Origin of the sequence: Methylobacter svalbardensis (genome assembly GCF_037671525.1) — a bacterium.
GTDB lineage: Bacteria > Pseudomonadota > Gammaproteobacteria > Methylococcales > Methylomonadaceae > Methylobacter_A > Methylobacter_A svalbardensis.
In genome coordinates, this window is sequence record NZ_JAWPOH010000028.1 from 19013 (window position 1) to 35450 (window position 16438).

Below are 16438 nucleotides of genomic sequence, written 5' to 3' on the forward strand. Positions count from 1 at the left end.
CGGAAGGAATTGAACATATGGCTGCTCTAATTGAAATTAAGGTTCCTGATGTCGGCAATGTCGCGGATATTGATGTCGTCGATGTCTTGGTTAAGCCGGGCGACACGGTAAAACTGGAACAAACCCTGGCGGTGCTCGAAACCGACAAGGCCAGCATGGATTTACCGGCCAGCGCTGCGGGTATTGTGCAGGAACTGTTTATCAAGCCCGGCGATAAGGTCTCCGAAGGGACGCTGGTGGTGACGCTATTGCCAAGTACCGAAACGGTGACTCCGAGCGTTGTCGAAGAAGAGGTTGGTATTGCGCAACCGGTACAGCAAGCAGTTGCAGTTGCACCGGTTGAAGCTGTCGTTGTTAAGCCTGAATCCTTGGCTGGTATAGATGTTGCCAGAGCGGCTCACGCCACACCGGCGGTTCGGCTTTTTGCCCGCGAACTGGGCGTCGATATACAAAAAATAACCTCCGGCAGCGGCCGCAAAGGACGCCTCTTAAAAGAGGATGTGAGAAATTTCGTCAAGAAGGTCATGACCGAAGGCGCAGCACAAGGCGGCAGTGGAATTCCTGCAATGCCGAGTATTGATTTCTCCCAATTCGGCGAGACGGAAGAGCAACAACTTAGCAAAATCAAACGGCTGACAGGGAAAAATCTGAATCGCGTGTGGCTGAATCTGCCGATGGTCACCTACCACGATGAAGCCGATATTACCGAAATGGAAGCGTTCCGCGTTGCACTGAATGCCGAAAAATCCAAGGAAGGCATCAAAATCACCGGTCTGCTATTTATCATCAAGGCGCTGGTAGTTGCTATGGAACAGTTTCCGCAATTTAACGCATCATTGTCTGCCGATGGCGAAAAACTGATATTCAAGAAATATTTAAATATCGGCATCGCGGTCGATACGCCCAACGGTTTAGTGGTTCCGGTGTTACGCGATGTCAACCGTAAAGGCATCAATGAATTGTCCGTCGAATTGGCTGAGAAAAGCAACAAAGCCCGATTGGGTAAGCTGATGCCTGCCGATATGCAAGGCGGTTGTATCACTATTTCCAGTCTTGGCGGTATCGGCGGCACCGCTTTTACGCCTATCGTCAATGCTCCGGAAGTGGCGATACTCGGCGTTACCCGCGCCAAAATGCAGCCGGTCTGGAATGGCAAGGAATTTTTGCCGCGTCTGATGTTGCCGCTCGACCTGACTTACGATCATCGCGTGATTGATGGAGCAGAAGGCGCGCGTTTCATGGCTGCCGTCAAACAGTATTTGGGCGATATTCGCAGGTTGTTGCTGTAAAAAATAGAACGCTGAGGACGCAGATAATTATGATTTAATAATTGATGTTACGCGGGCAAACCAAAAATCAATAACTTACGAAGCAAAAAATGACCGTAAGTTATTGATAGTTCGTAGTCGGTGCGTAACATTAGTTAATGAGATTTTTTTGGATTATCCGCGATTATCATAACCATCAGCGTCATCTGCGTTCCATCGTAATTGATTACACTTAACTTTAAGCAGGAAGAATAATATGGATGCTAATCCAGCGGTTGATGAGTCGGTAATACAGGCTGAAGTTCTGGTATTGGGCGGCGGCCCTGGCGGTTACACGGCAGCATTTCGCGCTGCCGATTTAGGCAAGCAAGTGGTATTGATTGAGCGCTATTCGGCTCTTGGCGGCGTGTGTCTTAATGTCGGCTGTATTCCGTCTAAATCTCTGCTGCATGTCGCGCAGATTGTTCATGAAGTTAATGAATTTGAACAACATGGTCTTAGTTACGGCAAACCGAATTTCGATATAGACAAAATTCGCTCATGGAAAGAAAGCGTGACCAAATCGCTGGTTGATGGACTGGCCCGTTTGGTGAAACAACGCAAAGTGATCCTGATCCAGGGTACGGGGCATTTTACCTCAGCGAATACGGTCGAGGTACAAACCGAAACGGGGGTAACTACCGTCAGTTTTGAGCAGGCGATTATTGCTGCCGGATCGCATCCTACTAAAATCCCGGTTTTCCCGAATGATGATCCGCGTTTATGGGATTCGACCGACGCGCTGGAATTAAAAGAAATCCCCAAAAAACTGTTGATCGTCGGCGGCGGCATTATAGGTCTGGAAATGGCCACGGTTTACCATGCATTGGGATCGGAAATCAGCGTGGTCGAACTGATGGATCAGATTATTCCCGGTTGCGATAATGATCTGGTTACCCCGTTGTACCGACGCATTAAAAAGCAATATAAAAACATCTGGTTGGAAACTCGGATTACTTCGATTGCGGCTGACAAAAAAGGCCTGAAAGTTAGCTTTGACCGTGCCGGCTCCCAGCCGGCTGACGGCATACACACCATCCCTGGCGATAAAGGGAAGGGGGCTCCTGAATCAGAATTGTTCGATGCGGTTTTAGTCGCGGTAGGACGTAGACCAAACGGCAAGCTGATCGGTGCGGAGTTGGCAGGGGTTAATGTCGATGAGCTCGGTTTCATCGCAGTCGACAAGCAGCAACGCACCAATGTCCCGCATATCTTTGCGATAGGCGATATAGTCGGTAATCCGATGCTGGCTCACAAAGCGACTCACGAAGGCAAAGTTGCCGCTGAGGTGGCAGCCGGACATAAGGCCGGTTTTGATGCGTTAACTATTCCTTCTGTTGCCTATACCGATCCCGAAGTCACCTGGATGGGTCTGACTGAAAATCAGGCGAAACAGCAGGGCGTAGACTATGACAAAGCGGTTTTCCCTTGGGCGGCCAGCGGACGCTCATTAAGTCTGGGGCGCAAGGAAGGCTTGACCAAAATACTGTGTGAAAAGGAAACCGGCAGGATACTCGGCGCAGGCATGGTTGGACCCAATGCAGGCGAACTAATTGCCGAAGCGGTACTGGCCCTGGAAATGGGCGCTGATGCCGAAGATATTGGTTTGACTGTCCATGCGCATCCGATGTTGTCCGAGACCTTCGCCTTCGCCGCCGAAATGATCACCGGCTCAATTACTGATCTTTATATAAAAAAATGATACTCAAACGTTATTAATTCAATGTATATACCGACATGGATTTAGGTAAGAATCTGTTGCTTTAATAGTCGCTCTCCAGAAACGGTTCCGGCGGTGCCCCCCGGAATCGAAAACTTACGATAAGCCGAATAATGTTTTTAATATGCACAATCAAACAAATATTTTTCTCAGTCCAGCAGAATACTCGAGCAACTAAATGAAAACCAAGATAGTTACTGTCATTGCACTCGCACTACTCGTCTTTATTAATTTCAGCATTTGGAGTTATGTTAATAACCCCCTGCAATTGCAACCTTGGACTAAAACTACGATGGGCGTCACTTTCGACCCCATGAGAAAGCAGGACACACAAACAAGCAATACCTTTCCAAGCGAAGCCGATATTGATCGCGACTTGAGTTTGCTAGCCAATAAAGTCCACGCCGTTCGTACCTACAGCGTACTTAAAGGTCTGGACAAGATTCCTGAACTGGCCGCCAAGCATAATCTGAATACCACAGTGGGTGCCTGGATTGATGGCAATCTTGAAAAGAATCGACAAGAAATCGAAACCTTAATCAATGTCAGCCATCAGAATAATCCTAACATCGTTCGTGTTATGGTGGGTAACGAGGTTTTACTCCGTGGCGATATGACTGCAGAACAACTGATCGAATATATCAGGGAAGTCAAAAAAAATACCTGGCGGCCGGTCAGTACCTCTGAAACATGGGATATATGGCTTAAACATCCTGAGCTGGTTCCAGAAGTCGATTTTATCGCCGTCCATATTCTGCCTTATTGGGAAGGCATTGCGGCCGAAGATGCTGTCGATTATGTTTTCGACCGTTATCATGACCTGCAAAAAGCTTATCCCAATAAGCCTATTGTCATTACCGAGGTCGGTTGGCCTTCAGACGGGCAACCGTTTAAACATGCGACGGCATCGGTGTCCAATCAGGCAAAATTCCTGCGCAACTTCCTCAATCGGGCCGATGCTGAAAAAGTTAATTATTATATTGTAGAGGCGTTTGATCAGCCTTGGAAAATGTCACTGGAAGGCTCGGCTGGTGCTTATTGGGGTATTTTTAATGCGGATAGACAACCCAAATATCCTATGGATAGCGATGTTATTGCGATGCCTAACTGGGAGCATTGGGCAACCGGCGCGGCTGTTTTCAGCGTCGTTTTAATGGTTTTGTTTTTATTTACCCGCAGCAGCTTAAAACTGCCCGGTTTGTTGTTTTTTGGGCTGATTGCCAATCTTGCCGCATCGACAATTTTCTGGTCTGTATCGATAGGCGCTCAGCAATATCAAACCAATATTACCATGGTGTTTTGGGGCATCCTTATCTTGATGCAGGTCATGGCCGCAGTCATCCTGTTAATAGAAAGTCTGGAAATAGCCGAAGTCGTCTGGCACCGAAACACGGCCAGGACTTTTCAGCCGCTTAAGCCGTCTCCTGAGTTTAAATATCCCAAGGTATCGTTGCATTTGCCGATCCATAACGAGCCGCCCGATATGGTGCGTATGACCTTGGAGGCTCTGGACAAGGTGGATTATCCCAATATGGAAGTATTGGTGATGGACAATAACACCAAAGATCCAGCGATCTGGGAGCCGGTGCGTGATGAGTGCGAACGCCTGGGGCCAAAGTTCAGATTTTTCCATCTGGAAAACTGGCCGGGCTTTAAAGCGGGCGCGATCAATCATGCGCTTGAACAAACGGCTCCTGATGCCGAGATTATCGCGGTTATCGACAGCGATTACATCCTGTCTCCGGATTGGCTTAATGCGATGGTGCCTTATTTCGACAATGAGAATGTCGGTTTCATCCAATCGCCCCAGGATTACCGCGACCGCGACCAAAGCGCCTTTAAATCTTTTTGTTACTGGGAATACGCCGGATTTTTCAATATCGGCATGGTACAAAGAAACGAATACAACGCGATCATCCAGCACGGCACGATGACGATGATCAGAAAGTCTGCGTTGCTGGAGGTAGGCAAATGGTCGGAATGGTGTATCTGTGAAGACAGCGAGTTGGGTTTGCGTCTGTATGAAGCGGGCTATGATTCGGTTTACGTCAAGGATTCATTCGGTAAAGGCGTTATGCCTGACACCATGTCCGGCTACATGACCCAACGCTATCGCTGGGTTTATGGCGCGATGCAAATTATCAAGGCGCATTGGCGCAGCTTTTTGCCCGCTAAAGAACCTAAGCTGACACCCGCCCAGAAGTATTATTTTATTGCCGGTTGGCTGCCGTGGTTTTCGGATGCGCTGGCGTTGGTCTTTACCATCACCAGCTTGATCCTAACTGCAGTGATTCTTTACGATCCGATACACAGCGAGCTTCCGGCCAATGCCTTTTTATTGCCGACGGTGGGAATATTCAGCTTTAAAATTATCCGTGGCTTATGGCTGTATCAGGCTCGTGTTCCGTGTTCCATCTGGCAATCATTGGGCGCATCACTGTCAGGATTGGCCTTAACCCATACCGTCGCCAAGGGTACCATGCAGGGTCTGTTTACCTCGGGAAAACCGTTTATGCGCACCCCCAAGTTTGAAAAACATAGTCCTTTATTGGCCGGCTTGGTCACCATACGGCAGGAGCTGTTTTTGTTGATATTGTTGAGCGTGGCTATCGGGATGATGGCTTCTCTGGAGCATTTTGATAATTTCAGCGGCAAACTATGGATAGCCATCCTTTCGGTGCAAGCGGTTCCCTATGTTGCGGCCTTGTTGACATTATTGATCAGCATAGCGCCGGATTATAAGTCTTATAAACCCGATTTGATTGTAGAAACACCGGCTGCCAAATCTAAGTCCAAGAAGACAAAGTAGGCAGGAAAGATCGTCCACGAAAAAACACGAAAATCACGAAAAAAGCAGTTAGAATAATCGTGTTGCAGGCTTTCGTGTTTTTCGTGCCTTTCGTGGACAATTGTTTGGATAAACCCCTTATTGGAAATTACTGAAAGTCTATCTTAAACAACTCTCATCATTATGCAGCGGATTGTTGATCCGTGTGCTGATCGGAGTAACCAGCATGCTGCGGTAGGCGTCGGCGGCTAAAAAATCGGCGATCTCGACAGCTACGGTTTTTTTAGCCAGCCAGCGATGGTAATCACCGGGCGCGATAATAACCGGCATTCGCTGATGAATAGACGCTATTTTGTCGTTGGCAACGGTGGTAATAATCGTGCATGAATAAACCGTTTCCTGGTCGTGTTCCCAATGCTCCCATAATCCAGCCATGGCGAACAAGGCATGATCCGGTTGATGTATATGGTAGGGTCGTTTACCGGCATCGGTGGTCTGCCACTCAAAAAAACCGGTAGCGGGAATCAAACAGCGTCGATGCCGATAAGCATTTTTAAATGACGGTTTTTCAGTCAGGGTTTCCGCTCTGGCATTGATCAAGTGACTGGAAATTGCTCGGTCCTTTGACCATGATGGAATCAATCCCCAGTGCAAATTAACGGCTCTGTTGTTGCCGTCTTCCAGTTCCACGATGGCGAGAATTTTTTTCCCCGGCGGAATGTTGTAGTCAGGACGGTGCGCGGGTAAACTCAGCAGACTGAAACAATCCATAATCTGCTGCCCGGTTGCGATCAAGTTATAACGTCCACACATACATGCACCCCGAACTGATAAAGCTGGAAAAAACTTTCAAGCCATCGATTCTAACAAAGATCGATGATCCGATGCTTGCGCAATATCAAATCGAGTTGTGGATGAAACGTGACGATTTGCTGCATCCGGTGATTTCCGGTAACAAATGGCGCAAACTTAAATACAGTCTTGATCATGTCTTGTCGTTAGATGCGGATACTATCATCAGCATGGGCGGCGCTTATTCTAATCATTTGCATGCTTTGGCTTATGTGGGTAAGGTGTTAGGATTGAAAACTATCGGGCTTGTTCGTGGTAAGCAACCGGTAACACTGACGCCGACGTTGTCGGACATCAAAGACTGGGGTATGGAACTGAGGTTTGTATCTCGTGCCGATTACCGATTGCTCAGGCAATACAAAAACCATCAGGCATTGCCTGGCTTAGAGCCGGGTCAATACTGGTTGACAGAGGGCGGGGCACAAACATTGGCATTGAAAGGTGTGGCCGAGCTGGTTAACGAGATAGAAATTCCATACGACACACTTTGTGTGCCTTGTGGAACCGGGACGACTTTGGCGGGTATTATTGATGCAGCTCAGGAACAGGTGTCGGTGCTAGGGTTTGCGGCATTAAAAAACGCAGGTTTTTTACTGGGGGAGGTTGAGGCTATGTTGTCACAATCACGCAATAACTGGCAGATAAACTTGGATTATCATTTTGGCGGTTTTGCCAAAGTCAATGCGGAATTAAACGCATTTACCAATGACTTTGAGTTGAAAACCAACATTCCTTTTGAGCCCGTCTATACCGGAAAAATGATGTACGCGGTCTACGATTTAATCAAAAAACACTACTTCAAGCCTGGCGAGCGTATTATTGCGTTACACACCGGAGGCTTGCAGGGAAAAAGAGGGTTTAGCTGATGAATCACGAAAAAATAGTAGCAACTGATTTTGAACCTGAGTACAGCATGGACATAAACGACATAGAAGAAATAATCGATCTTCAAAAACCGGAACTTTATATTAATCGGGAATTGAGCTTACTGGAGTTCAATAAGCGGGTTTTGGCGCAGGCGAAAGATGAAAAAGTGCCGCTGCTTGAACGGCTTAATTATTTATGCATTTCTTGTTCCAATCTTGACGAGTTTTTCGAGGTTCGCGTCGCCAGTGTTATTCAGATGGCGGCTATCGATCCCAAAGCCGTCGGCCCGGATGGCTTGACGCCTGCCGAGCAGCTGGAGCTGATTTCCGTTCATGCCCATCAGCTGGTTGACGAGCAATATCAAGTTCTTAACGAGATTCTGATTCCCAAACTGGCCGAGGAAAACATTCGCTTTATTCGCCGTAAGGAATGGAGCGAAGCGCAGCATAAATGGCTGGAAGCCTATTTCAATGATGAGTTGCTGCCGATTTTAACGCCGGTCGGACTGGATTCGGCGCACCCTTTTCCGCGCATACTCAACAAGAGTCTGACTTTTATTATTTCCCTGACCGGAAAAGATGCTTTCGGCAGAAACAGCGGTCGGGCTATTTTACAAGCGCCAAGAGCCTTGCCGCGCATCATTCAATTGCCGGTCGAGGATACTGCTAGCGGAGCGGCGGATTTCGTGTTTTTATCATCGATTATTCATGCGTTTATCGATCAGTTATTTAACGGTATGAATGTCAAAGGCTGCTATCAATTCAGAGTCACCCGGAATAGTGATTTTTTTGTCGATGACGATGCCATTGACGATTTGTTGCTTGCCGTGGAAGGTGAGTTGGCCATGCGTAATTACGGTGATGAAGTTCGTTTGGAGGTTGACGCCAAATGCCCGGATGAAACCGTAACATTTTTGCTGGATCGTTTTGAGATGAACCGTGGTCGTTTGTTTTTGGTTGACGGGCCGGTCAATCTCAACAGGATTCAGGAAATTAATGATCTGGTCGGTCGACCCGATCTTAAATTCCCACCCTTTAAACCCGCTTTACCGCAACAACTGGAACGCAGCAAAGACATCTTTGCGGCGATTAAGCGCCACGATATTTTGCTGCATCACCCGTTTGAGTCTTTTTCGCCGGTTGTTGAGTTTATTCGTCAGGCGGCGGTTTCCCCTGACGTGCTGGCCATCAAGCAAACGCTGTATCGTACCGGAGCCGATTCGCCTATCGTCAGCGCCTTAATCACGGCGGCGAAAGCCGGTAAGGTGGTGACGGTGGTTATCGAGTTGAGGGCGCGGTTTGATGAAAAGGCCAATATCGATTTGGCCGCCAAACTGCAAGAGGCTGCCGTGCACGTGGTTTATGGCGTGGTAGGCTATAAAACCCACGCCAAAATGTGTCTGGTGTTAAGAAGGGAAGGCAAGCAATTGCGTAATTATGTGCATTTGGGTACCGGGAATTATCATCCGAAAACGGCGCAGATTTACACCGATTATGGCTTGTTTTCCTGCGATAAGGAATTGGGTGAGGATGTCCGGCGGGTATTTGCCCAGCTGACCAGTTTGGGTAAAGTAACTCGATTGAATAAGCTGTTGCAGTCGCCGTTCACCTTGCATAGTGGCTTGATGGATAAAATTGAACGGGAAATACGCCATGCCAAAAACGGAAAACCGGCAAAAATAATTATTCAAGTGAATGCTGTTGTTGAAGAGCAGTCTATTCGGGCGCTTTACCGCGCAGCACAGGCCGGGGTTGAGGTTAAATTGATTGTCAGGGGCGTGTGCTGTTTGCGGCCAGGCGTTCCGGGTGTTTCTGAGAATATAGAAGTGCGTTCCATTATCGGGCGATTTTTGGAACATGCCCGGGTTTATGCGTTTGAAAATGGCGGCGACTGGGAAGTTTACGCATCCAGTGCTGATTTAATGAATCGCAATATGTTCCGGCGTGTTGAAATTTGTTTTCCGATTGAAAATAAAAAATTGCAAGGCCGAATTTTGCAGGATCTGAATTTGTATTTAAACGATAACACTCAAGCGTGGATATTACAGTCTGACGGCAGTTATCAACGGTTACAAAAAGCCGACGCTGAAGAACCGATTCAGGCACAGGCCGTGCTTATGCATGAGTTGCAATGACAAGGGTGTGTGAAATTGCCCAATTAGGCGATCCGGTGCTCAGACAAAAAGCTGAAACTGTCGCTGATGTACATGATGGTGAGATTCGGCAGATAATTGAAGCTATGTTCAGTACCCTGGCATCGACTCAAGGTGTTGGCATTGCTGCGCCCCAAATCAGCGAATCGAAGCGGATCATTATTATTGCCTCACGACCTACGCCTCGTTATCCGTCGGCGCCATTGATGGCGCCGACGGTAATGATTAATCCTCGCTTTGATGTCTTGTCGGAAATACAAGAAAAGGACTGGGAGGGTTGTTTGAGTATTCCGGGAATACGCGCCTTAGTGCCGAGGTATCGGGACATAATGATCCGCTATACAGACCAACAGGGCAGCTTGGTGGAGGCTAGGCTAAGCGGGTTTGTGGCGAGAATATTTCAACATGAAGTTGACCACTTGGAGGGTAAAACCTATTTGGATAGGGTGGAGAATAATGCAGATATTTTCGCGGAAAGTGAATTTGTTAAGTTGATTGATAGCGCAGGTTAATAGGCCGTTAAGAAAACAAATGTACTGTTGTTAAAAATGCGTTTATGTTACTATTGGCCGCTTTAAATACCAAGGATTATTATAAATGGCCAAAGAAGATCAAATTGAAATGGAAGGGAAGGTGATTGACACGCTTCCTAATACCATGTTTCGCGTCGAACTGGAAAACGGTCATATCGTGACTGCGCATATCTCAGGAAAAATGCGTAAGCATTATATCCGTATTCTTACCGGGGACAGCGTTAAAGTTGAAATGACTCCTTACGATTTAAGCAAAGGTCGTATTACATTTCGTATGCGTTAATCCTGTTATCAACAGGATTAACGCAAGTTTGTTGAATAATTATATGGCTCGACCGCCGTATTAAAGACCAGTTGCGGACGCGGCCGCCGTATTAAAAATTGGCTTCAGGAACAATCAACTCAGTGCTTTCTATAGCGAAGTTCAGTTCATTATCTTTCACGTAAATTCGCACATGTCCGCCGTGCGCCAACTCGCCAAACAGCAAATCATTAGCCAGAGGTTTCTTGATTTTCTCTTGAATTAGTCGCGCCATCGGTCTGGCTCCCATTTTTGGGTCGCAACCGTGTTCAGCCAACCATAAGCGGGCATCGCTATCCAATGCCAGTGTTACGTGCTTGTCTGTCAGCAAGGCTTCCAATTCAAAGATGAATTTATCCACCACATGTCCGATAATCGAAATATCCAAGGGTTTAAATTGAATGATGGCATCCAGACGGTTACGAAATTCTGGCGAGAAGCCTTTTTCGATAACCTTCAAGCTGTCGGTAGCATGATCCTGATGGGTAAAGCCGATAGAGGCACGGCTGCATTCTTCCGCTCCTGCGTTGGTGGTCATCACTAGAATGATGTTGCGGAAATCGGCCTTGCGTCCGTTATTGTCGGTCAATGAGCCGTGATCCATTACCTGCAATAACAGATTAAAAACATCAGGATGGGCTTTTTCCAATTCGTCCAGCAGTAATACCGCATGAGGATGCTTGTTAACCTGTTCGGTTAATAAGCCGCCCTGGTCAAAGCCTACATAGCCTGGAGGCGCACCTATCAGCCTGGAAACGGCATGCCGCTCCATGTATTCGGACATATCAAAGCGAATCAATTCTACGCCCAGCACCTTAGCCAGCTGCCGCGTCACTTCGGTTTTACCTACGCCTGTCGGTCCGGCAAACAGAAATGAACCGATAGTTTTTTGCGTATCCCTGAGGCCAGCGCGCGATAATTTTATCGCCGATGCCAGTGCCGATATCGCTTCATCCTGCCCAAAGACCAGCATTTTCAGGTTTTTTTCCAGATTACTCAGCTTGTCGATGTCATTGGATGATACCGATTTTGCGGGCACTCTGGCTATTTTGGAGACGATATCTTCTATTTCGGCAACATCAATAAGCTGTTTGCGGTCAGCCTCAGCCGTCATACGCTGTTTTGCACCGGCTTCATCGATAACATCGATGGCTTTATCGGGCAAATGCCGGTCGGTAATATAGCGGTCCGATAATTCCGCCGCGACACGTAATGCTTCAGCGGAATATTTAACATCATGGTGTTCTTCAAAGCGTGATTTAAGCCCTTTTAAAATCAGGATAGTGTCTTCAACGGAAGGCTCAAGTACATCGACTTTTTGGAATCTTCTCGCTAGGGCATGATCTTTTTCAAAAATGCTGCGATACTCTTGATAGGTGGTAGAGCCTATGCAACGCAACTGGCCGGAAGCCAGAGCCGGTTTAATCAAATTGGACGCATCCATCACTCCGCCGGAAGCCGAACCTGCGCCGATAATGGTGTGAATTTCATCAATAAACAGAATCGAATCAGGCTCCTTGTTAAGTTGATTTAACAGCGCTTTAAGTCGTTTTTCAAAGTCTCCCCGGTATTTGGTGCCGGCAACCAGGGCGCCCAAATCCAGCGAATAAATCACACTGTTGATCAGAACGTCCGGCACTTGCTCCTCAACAATACGTTTCGCCAAGCCTTCTGCGATAGCCGTTTTTCCTACACCGGCTTCGCCGACCAGCAAAGGATTGTTTTTGCGACGGCGGCAAAGCGTCTGAATAGTGCGTTCAACCTCCGCTTCTCTGCCGATTAAAGGATCAATTCGGCCTTTTAGCGCTTCTTCGTTGAGATTGGTGGCGTACTTGTCCAGCGGGCTGCCCGAAGCTTCGGCATCGGGATTGCCGGATTCCTGTGAAGGGCTATTTGGCGAATCATGTTCAGGGTCAATTTTTGAAATGCCGTGAGCCAGGTAATTGACCACATCCAGCCGTGAAATATCCTGTTTATTTAACAGATAAACCGCGTGGGAATCCTGTTCGCTGAATAAGGCCACAAATAAATTGGCACCGGAAACTTCCTTCTTGTCAGATGCCTGCACATGAAAAACAGCGCGTTGCAACACTCGTTGAAATCCCAAGGTAGGCTGGGTTTCCCGCTGGATACCGACCGGAATTAGCGATGTGGTTTCATCAATAAACTGCGTCAACTGGCCGCGTAGGGTCTTAATATCGCAGCCGCAGGCGATTAAAATCGGCTGCGCAGAAGCATTTTCGAGCAATGCCAACAGCAAATGTTCAACCGTGATAAATTCATGTCGTTTATCATGCGCATTTTTAAAGGCATTATTCAACGTAATTTCAAGTTCTTTACTTAACATAAGCTCTCCAACCTACACTTCTTCCATCGAACACATCAACGGATGGTGATGCTCTCGGGAATAGTCGTTAACTACATAGACTTTGGTTTCTGCAACATCTTTAGAATACGTACCGCACACACCAACCCCTTGCGTATGTACTTGCAGCATCACCTGAGTTGCTTTTTCTTCAGGCATAGCAAAAAAATCCATCAAAATTTCAATGACAAAATCCATCGGCGTAAAGTCATCATTTAACAGGATAACCTTGTATAAAGGCGGTCTTTTTAACTTGGGCTTGGCTTCCTGAATAGCCAAGTCGCCATCTTTATCTTTGTACGGATCAAAATCAGACATAATTGAAATAGTAAAATATTACAAGTTACTAACATAGTGCCAATCCTGGCGAATTTCAACTCTTAATATTTGCAACAAAATTAACAAGGCCTTTATGAAGAGCTGGTAGCATTATCCCAGAATCTTTTTTACCAGCATAATATCTCCAGATCTAGTAAAATGTTAGCTTTTATAGCCCGGAATTTTGCAATGGTTTGGAAGCCGCACGTTACAGTTGCCGCAGTTATTGAGCAAGACCAACGCTTTTTGCTCGTAGAAGAAGAAACCACTAGCGGGCTCCAATTCAATCAACCTGCCGGGCATCTTGAAGCAGGCGAGGATCTGATTGCCGCAGTAAAGCGCGAAGTGCTGGAAGAAACCGCCTGGCAGTTTGAACCTGAGCATGTCGTATCTATCCAGCTTTGGCGAAAAAACCCCGATTTTCCGAGCTTTGTCAGAGTGTGTTTTTCAGGCCGCTGCCATTCACATAACCCGGCGCAAGCACTGGATGACGGCATAATCGCCGCTCACTGGTTAACGCGCGATGAAGTCGAAGCCGAGCGGCATCGTTTGCGTAGTCCGTTAGTGCTTATCAGTATAGACGAATATCTCAGCGGGCAACGTTACCCCTTATCCTTGCTTAAATCATTTATCGATCTTGACCATGAGTAAAAAAATAATCGTCGGCATGTCCGGCGGTGTCGATTCTTCAGTAACCGCTTTGCTGCTGTTAGAACAAGGCCATCAAGTCACCGGTTTGTTTATGAAAAACTGGGAAGAGGATGATGGCACCGAACAATGTACTGCGATGGAAGATCTCGCTGACGCCCAACAGGTTTGCGATAAATTGGGCATCGAATTAAAAACCGTCAATTTTGCCGCCGAATATTGGGATGAGGTATTTGAAGTATTCCTGGCCGAATTTAAAGCAGGTCGTACGCCAAACCCGGATATTCTGTGCAACAAACATGTTAAATTCAAAGCCTTTTTAAATTATGCGATAGAAGATTTGGGGGCGGAATATATTGCCACCGGACATTATGCGCAAGTAGCCGAGAACGACGGTGAGTTCTTTTTATTAAAAGGCCTGGACCCCAATAAAGAGCAAAGTTATTTTCTGTACACGCTGGGCCAAAAACAATTATCGCGCACCCTGTTTCCGATAGGTCATCTGCATAAACCGGAAATCCGGGCTATGGCCGATAAAGCCGGTTTTGCCAACAGCCGCAAGAAAGACAGCACCGGCATTTGTTTTATCGGCGAGCGCAAATTCACCGAATTTTTGCAACGCTATCTGCCGACCCAGTCCGGCGAAATGCGCACCCCGGAAGGGCAGTATATCGGCAAGCATCATGGCCTGATGTATTACACCTTCGGCCAACGCCAGGGCTTAGGTATAGGCGGTGTTAAAAATGCACCGGATGAACCCTGGTATGTACTGGAAAAAGACTTGGAACACAATATCCTGATCGTCGGCCAGGGTCACGATCATCCGTTGATGTTGCATAACACGTTGGAGGCCAGTCAACTGGATTGGTGCAGCAACCGGCCGTTGACAGAAGCCCTGCGGTGCACCGCTAAAACCCGCTATCGTCAGGCAGATCAGCCCTGTTATTTGGAACCGATCGGCGACGACCGATGCAAGGCTACATTCGACCAGCCGCAAAGAGCCATTACACCCGGGCAATCCGTCGTTTTTTACGATGGCGACATATGCCTCGGCGGCGGGATTATTGAATCCAAATATAACGAATAACAACATACACTTAAATACTCGGATAATCCTATGACTAATTTCGCCCTCACCGCTATTTCTCCTATCGACGGCCGCTACGCCGACAAGGTTGCAGAACTGCGGCCTATTTTCAGTGAATACGGTCTGATTCGTTTTCGAGTCCTCGTGGAAGTTCGCTGGCTGCAAGCCTTGGCCGAACATCCGCTGATTACCGAAGTCAGTCCGTTCAGCGACGCGGCAGCGCAGCTGTTAAACAACATCGTCGATAATTTTTCAGCGGCCGACGCGCAACGCGTTAAAGACATCGAAAAAACTACCAACCACGATGTCAAAGCTGTTGAATACCTGCTGAAAGAAAAAATAGCGGGTTGCGCAGAACTGGAAAAAGTCAGCGAATTCATTCATTTTTCCTGCACCTCGGAAGACATCAATAACCTGTCTTACGCGTTAATGCTCAAAGAAGGCCGCGAAGTGATCCTGGCGCAAATTGGCGACTGCGTCGCGGCGCTAAAAACCATCGCCGTGGAAACCGCCGATCAGCCGATGTTGTCGCGCACCCACGGACAATCGGCGACGCCGACCACCACGGGCAAAGAGTTTGCCAACGTTGTCGCACGTATGCAACGTCAGCAAGACCAACTGCAAGCCGTAGAATTATTAGGCAAAATAAACGGCGCCGTAGGTAATTATAATGCGCACTGTGTGGCTTATCCCGATGTGGATTGGGCGGAATTTGCCCAAAACTTTGTCGAATCTTTAGGCCTGCAATTCAACCCCTACACCATCCAGATTGAACCGCACGATTATATTGCCGAATATTTTCATGCACTGTCCCGTTTCAACACCATTTTGCTGGATTTCGACCGCGACATCTGGGGCTATATTTCGCTGGGTTATTTCAAACAAAGAACTATTGCCGGAGAAATCGGCTCCTCGACGATGCCGCACAAAGTCAACCCGATCGATTTTGAAAACTCGGAAGGCAATTTAGGCTTAGCCAACGCGATATTCGGTTTTCTGGCCGAAAAACTGCCGGTATCACGCTGGCAGCGGGATTTGACCGATTCAACCGTGTTGAGAAATATCGGCGTCGGCATCGCCCATACGTCTATTGCCATTCAGGCCAGCTTAAAGGGCATATCCAAATTACAGATCAATGTCGATGCGATTGAGGCTGATCTCAATGCCAACTGGGAAGTGTTGGCGGAACCGATACAAACCGTGATGCGTCGCTACGGCATTGAAAAACCTTATGAAAAATTAAAGGAACTCACCCGGGGCCAGCGCATTACTCCCGAACAAATGCAGGCGTTTATTGAGAAACTGGACATTCCGGCTGAAGCAAAAACCATTTTGCTGGAATTGACGCCGCGCAATTACACCGGTTATGCTGAAAAACTCGCTAAAGGAATTTAGGGCATCTTGGGAGTGACTGCTCAGACATTATGATAGACGCAGATAAGCGCCAATAATTATGATAAAAATAGGATTTTTTTTGAGTTGTCTGCGTTCCATTTTTCG

At 47.4% G+C, this 16438-nt stretch carries 13 protein-coding genes; 10 read left to right on the forward strand and 3 right to left on the reverse strand.

The annotated features are described in order from the left end of the window. Positions 1-17: 17 nt before the first annotated feature. The 3 genes from RW114_RS11920 to RW114_RS11930 all read left to right on the forward strand — a co-directional run bounded on the left by RW114_RS11920 (position 18) and on the right by RW114_RS11930 (position 5836). Positions 18-1289 (forward strand): 2-oxo acid dehydrogenase subunit E2, encoded by a 1272-nt coding sequence (locus RW114_RS11920; protein ID WP_340122978.1) that lies wholly within the window; start codon positions 18-20, stop codon positions 1287-1289. 235 nt (positions 1290-1524) lie between these two features. Beyond that, positions 1525-3009, forward strand: a complete 1485-nt coding sequence (gene lpdA / locus RW114_RS11925) for a dihydrolipoyl dehydrogenase (RefSeq protein ID WP_340122979.1) — start codon at positions 1525-1527, stop codon at positions 3007-3009. A 196-nt stretch (positions 3010-3205) separates the two neighbouring features. After that, a complete protein-coding gene (locus RW114_RS11930) occupies positions 3206-5836 on the forward strand; it encodes a glycosyltransferase family 2 protein (protein WP_340122980.1) in 2631 nt (876 codons plus the stop codon). 138 nt (positions 5837-5974) lie between these two features. On the opposite strand, the gene RW114_RS11935 is transcribed toward RW114_RS11930, so the two are convergent. After that, a complete protein-coding gene (locus RW114_RS11935) occupies positions 5975-6628 on the reverse strand; it encodes an SOS response-associated peptidase (protein ID WP_340122981.1) in 654 nt (217 codons plus the stop codon). A gap of 2 nt (positions 6629-6630) precedes the next feature. Between RW114_RS11935 and RW114_RS11940 the strand changes: the two genes are divergently transcribed. From RW114_RS11940 to infA, 4 genes are all read left to right on the forward strand, one after another. Continuing rightward, positions 6631-7533, forward strand: coding sequence for a 1-aminocyclopropane-1-carboxylate deaminase/D-cysteine desulfhydrase (locus tag RW114_RS11940; protein ID WP_340122982.1), 903 nt, complete (start codon positions 6631-6633; stop codon positions 7531-7533). A 47-nt stretch (positions 7534-7580) separates the two neighbouring features. Next, complete coding sequence (ppk1, locus tag RW114_RS11945) at positions 7581-9668, forward strand: polyphosphate kinase 1 (protein ID WP_340123004.1); 2088 nt, start codon at positions 7581-7583, stop codon at positions 9666-9668. Then, complete coding sequence (def, locus tag RW114_RS11950) at positions 9665-10198, forward strand: peptide deformylase (protein ID WP_340122983.1); 534 nt, start codon at positions 9665-9667, stop codon at positions 10196-10198. The genes ppk1 and def overlap by 4 nt, the downstream gene beginning before the upstream one ends. Positions 10199-10283: 85 nt before the next feature. After that, a complete protein-coding gene (infA, locus tag RW114_RS11955) occupies positions 10284-10502 on the forward strand; it encodes a translation initiation factor IF-1 (protein ID WP_340122984.1) in 219 nt (72 codons plus the stop codon). 91 nt (positions 10503-10593) lie between these two features. On the opposite strand, the gene clpA is transcribed toward infA, so the two are convergent. Then, positions 10594-12867, reverse strand: a complete 2274-nt coding sequence (clpA, locus tag RW114_RS11960) for an ATP-dependent Clp protease ATP-binding subunit ClpA (protein ID WP_340122985.1) — start codon at positions 12865-12867, stop codon at positions 10594-10596. 12 nt (positions 12868-12879) lie between these two features. Beyond that, the gene (gene clpS, locus RW114_RS11965) at positions 12880-13203 is read right to left on the reverse strand and encodes an ATP-dependent Clp protease adapter ClpS (RefSeq protein ID WP_340122986.1); all 324 of its coding nucleotides are present in this window, start codon (positions 13201-13203) and stop codon (positions 12880-12882) included. A gap of 189 nt (positions 13204-13392) precedes the next feature. On the opposite strand from clpS, the gene RW114_RS11970 reads away from it, so the two are divergent. Genes RW114_RS11970 through purB form a run of 3 tightly spaced genes read left to right on the forward strand, consistent with a single transcriptional unit; the run spans position 13393 to position 16333 of the window. After that, positions 13393-13854, forward strand: coding sequence for an NUDIX hydrolase (locus RW114_RS11970; RefSeq protein ID WP_340122987.1), 462 nt, complete (start codon positions 13393-13395; stop codon positions 13852-13854). After that, entirely contained in the window at positions 13847-14938 is a 1092-nt protein-coding gene (mnmA, locus tag RW114_RS11975; protein ID WP_340122988.1) for a tRNA 2-thiouridine(34) synthase MnmA, read from the forward strand. Before RW114_RS11970 ends, mnmA begins: the two co-directional genes overlap by 8 nt. 30 nt (positions 14939-14968) lie before the next feature. Then, positions 14969-16333 carry an adenylosuccinate lyase gene (gene purB, locus RW114_RS11980; RefSeq protein ID WP_340122989.1) on the forward strand — a complete coding sequence of 455 codons (1365 nt, stop codon included), beginning with the start codon at positions 14969-14971 and terminating at the stop codon, positions 16331-16333. Positions 16334-16438: the final 105 nt, after the last annotated feature.

What these genes read in the sequence shown, in the direction of transcription:
- RW114_RS11920 (WP_340122978.1), top strand. Translation starts at nt 18, where the DNA reads ATGGCTGCTCTAATTGAAATTAAGGTTCCTGATGTCGGCAATGTCGCG.
- lpdA (WP_340122979.1), top strand. Translation starts at nt 1,525, where the DNA reads ATGGATGCTAATCCAGCGGTTGATGAGTCGGTAATACAGGCTGAAGTT.
- mnmA (WP_340122988.1), top strand. Translation starts at nt 13,847, where the DNA reads ATGAGTAAAAAAATAATCGTCGGCATGTCCGGCGGTGTCGATTCTTCA.
- def (WP_340122983.1), top strand. Translation starts at nt 9,665, where the DNA reads ATGACAAGGGTGTGTGAAATTGCCCAATTAGGCGATCCGGTGCTCAGA.
- RW114_RS11970 (WP_340122987.1), top strand. Translation starts at nt 13,393, where the DNA reads ATGGTTTGGAAGCCGCACGTTACAGTTGCCGCAGTTATTGAGCAAGAC.
- infA (WP_340122984.1), top strand. Translation starts at nt 10,284, where the DNA reads ATGGCCAAAGAAGATCAAATTGAAATGGAAGGGAAGGTGATTGACACG.
- clpS (WP_340122986.1), bottom strand. Translation starts at nt 13,203, where the DNA reads ATGTCTGATTTTGATCCGTACAAAGATAAAGATGGCGACTTGGCTATT.
- RW114_RS11935 (WP_340122981.1), bottom strand. Translation starts at nt 6,628, where the DNA reads ATGTGTGGACGTTATAACTTGATCGCAACCGGGCAGCAGATTATGGAT.
- clpA (WP_340122985.1), bottom strand. Translation starts at nt 12,867, where the DNA reads ATGTTAAGTAAAGAACTTGAAATTACGTTGAATAATGCCTTTAAAAAT.
- ppk1 (WP_340123004.1), top strand. Translation starts at nt 7,581, where the DNA reads ATGGACATAAACGACATAGAAGAAATAATCGATCTTCAAAAACCGGAA.
- RW114_RS11930 (WP_340122980.1), top strand. Translation starts at nt 3,206, where the DNA reads ATGAAAACCAAGATAGTTACTGTCATTGCACTCGCACTACTCGTCTTT.
- RW114_RS11940 (WP_340122982.1), top strand. Translation starts at nt 6,631, where the DNA reads ATGCACCCCGAACTGATAAAGCTGGAAAAAACTTTCAAGCCATCGATT.
- purB (WP_340122989.1), top strand. Translation starts at nt 14,969, where the DNA reads ATGACTAATTTCGCCCTCACCGCTATTTCTCCTATCGACGGCCGCTAC.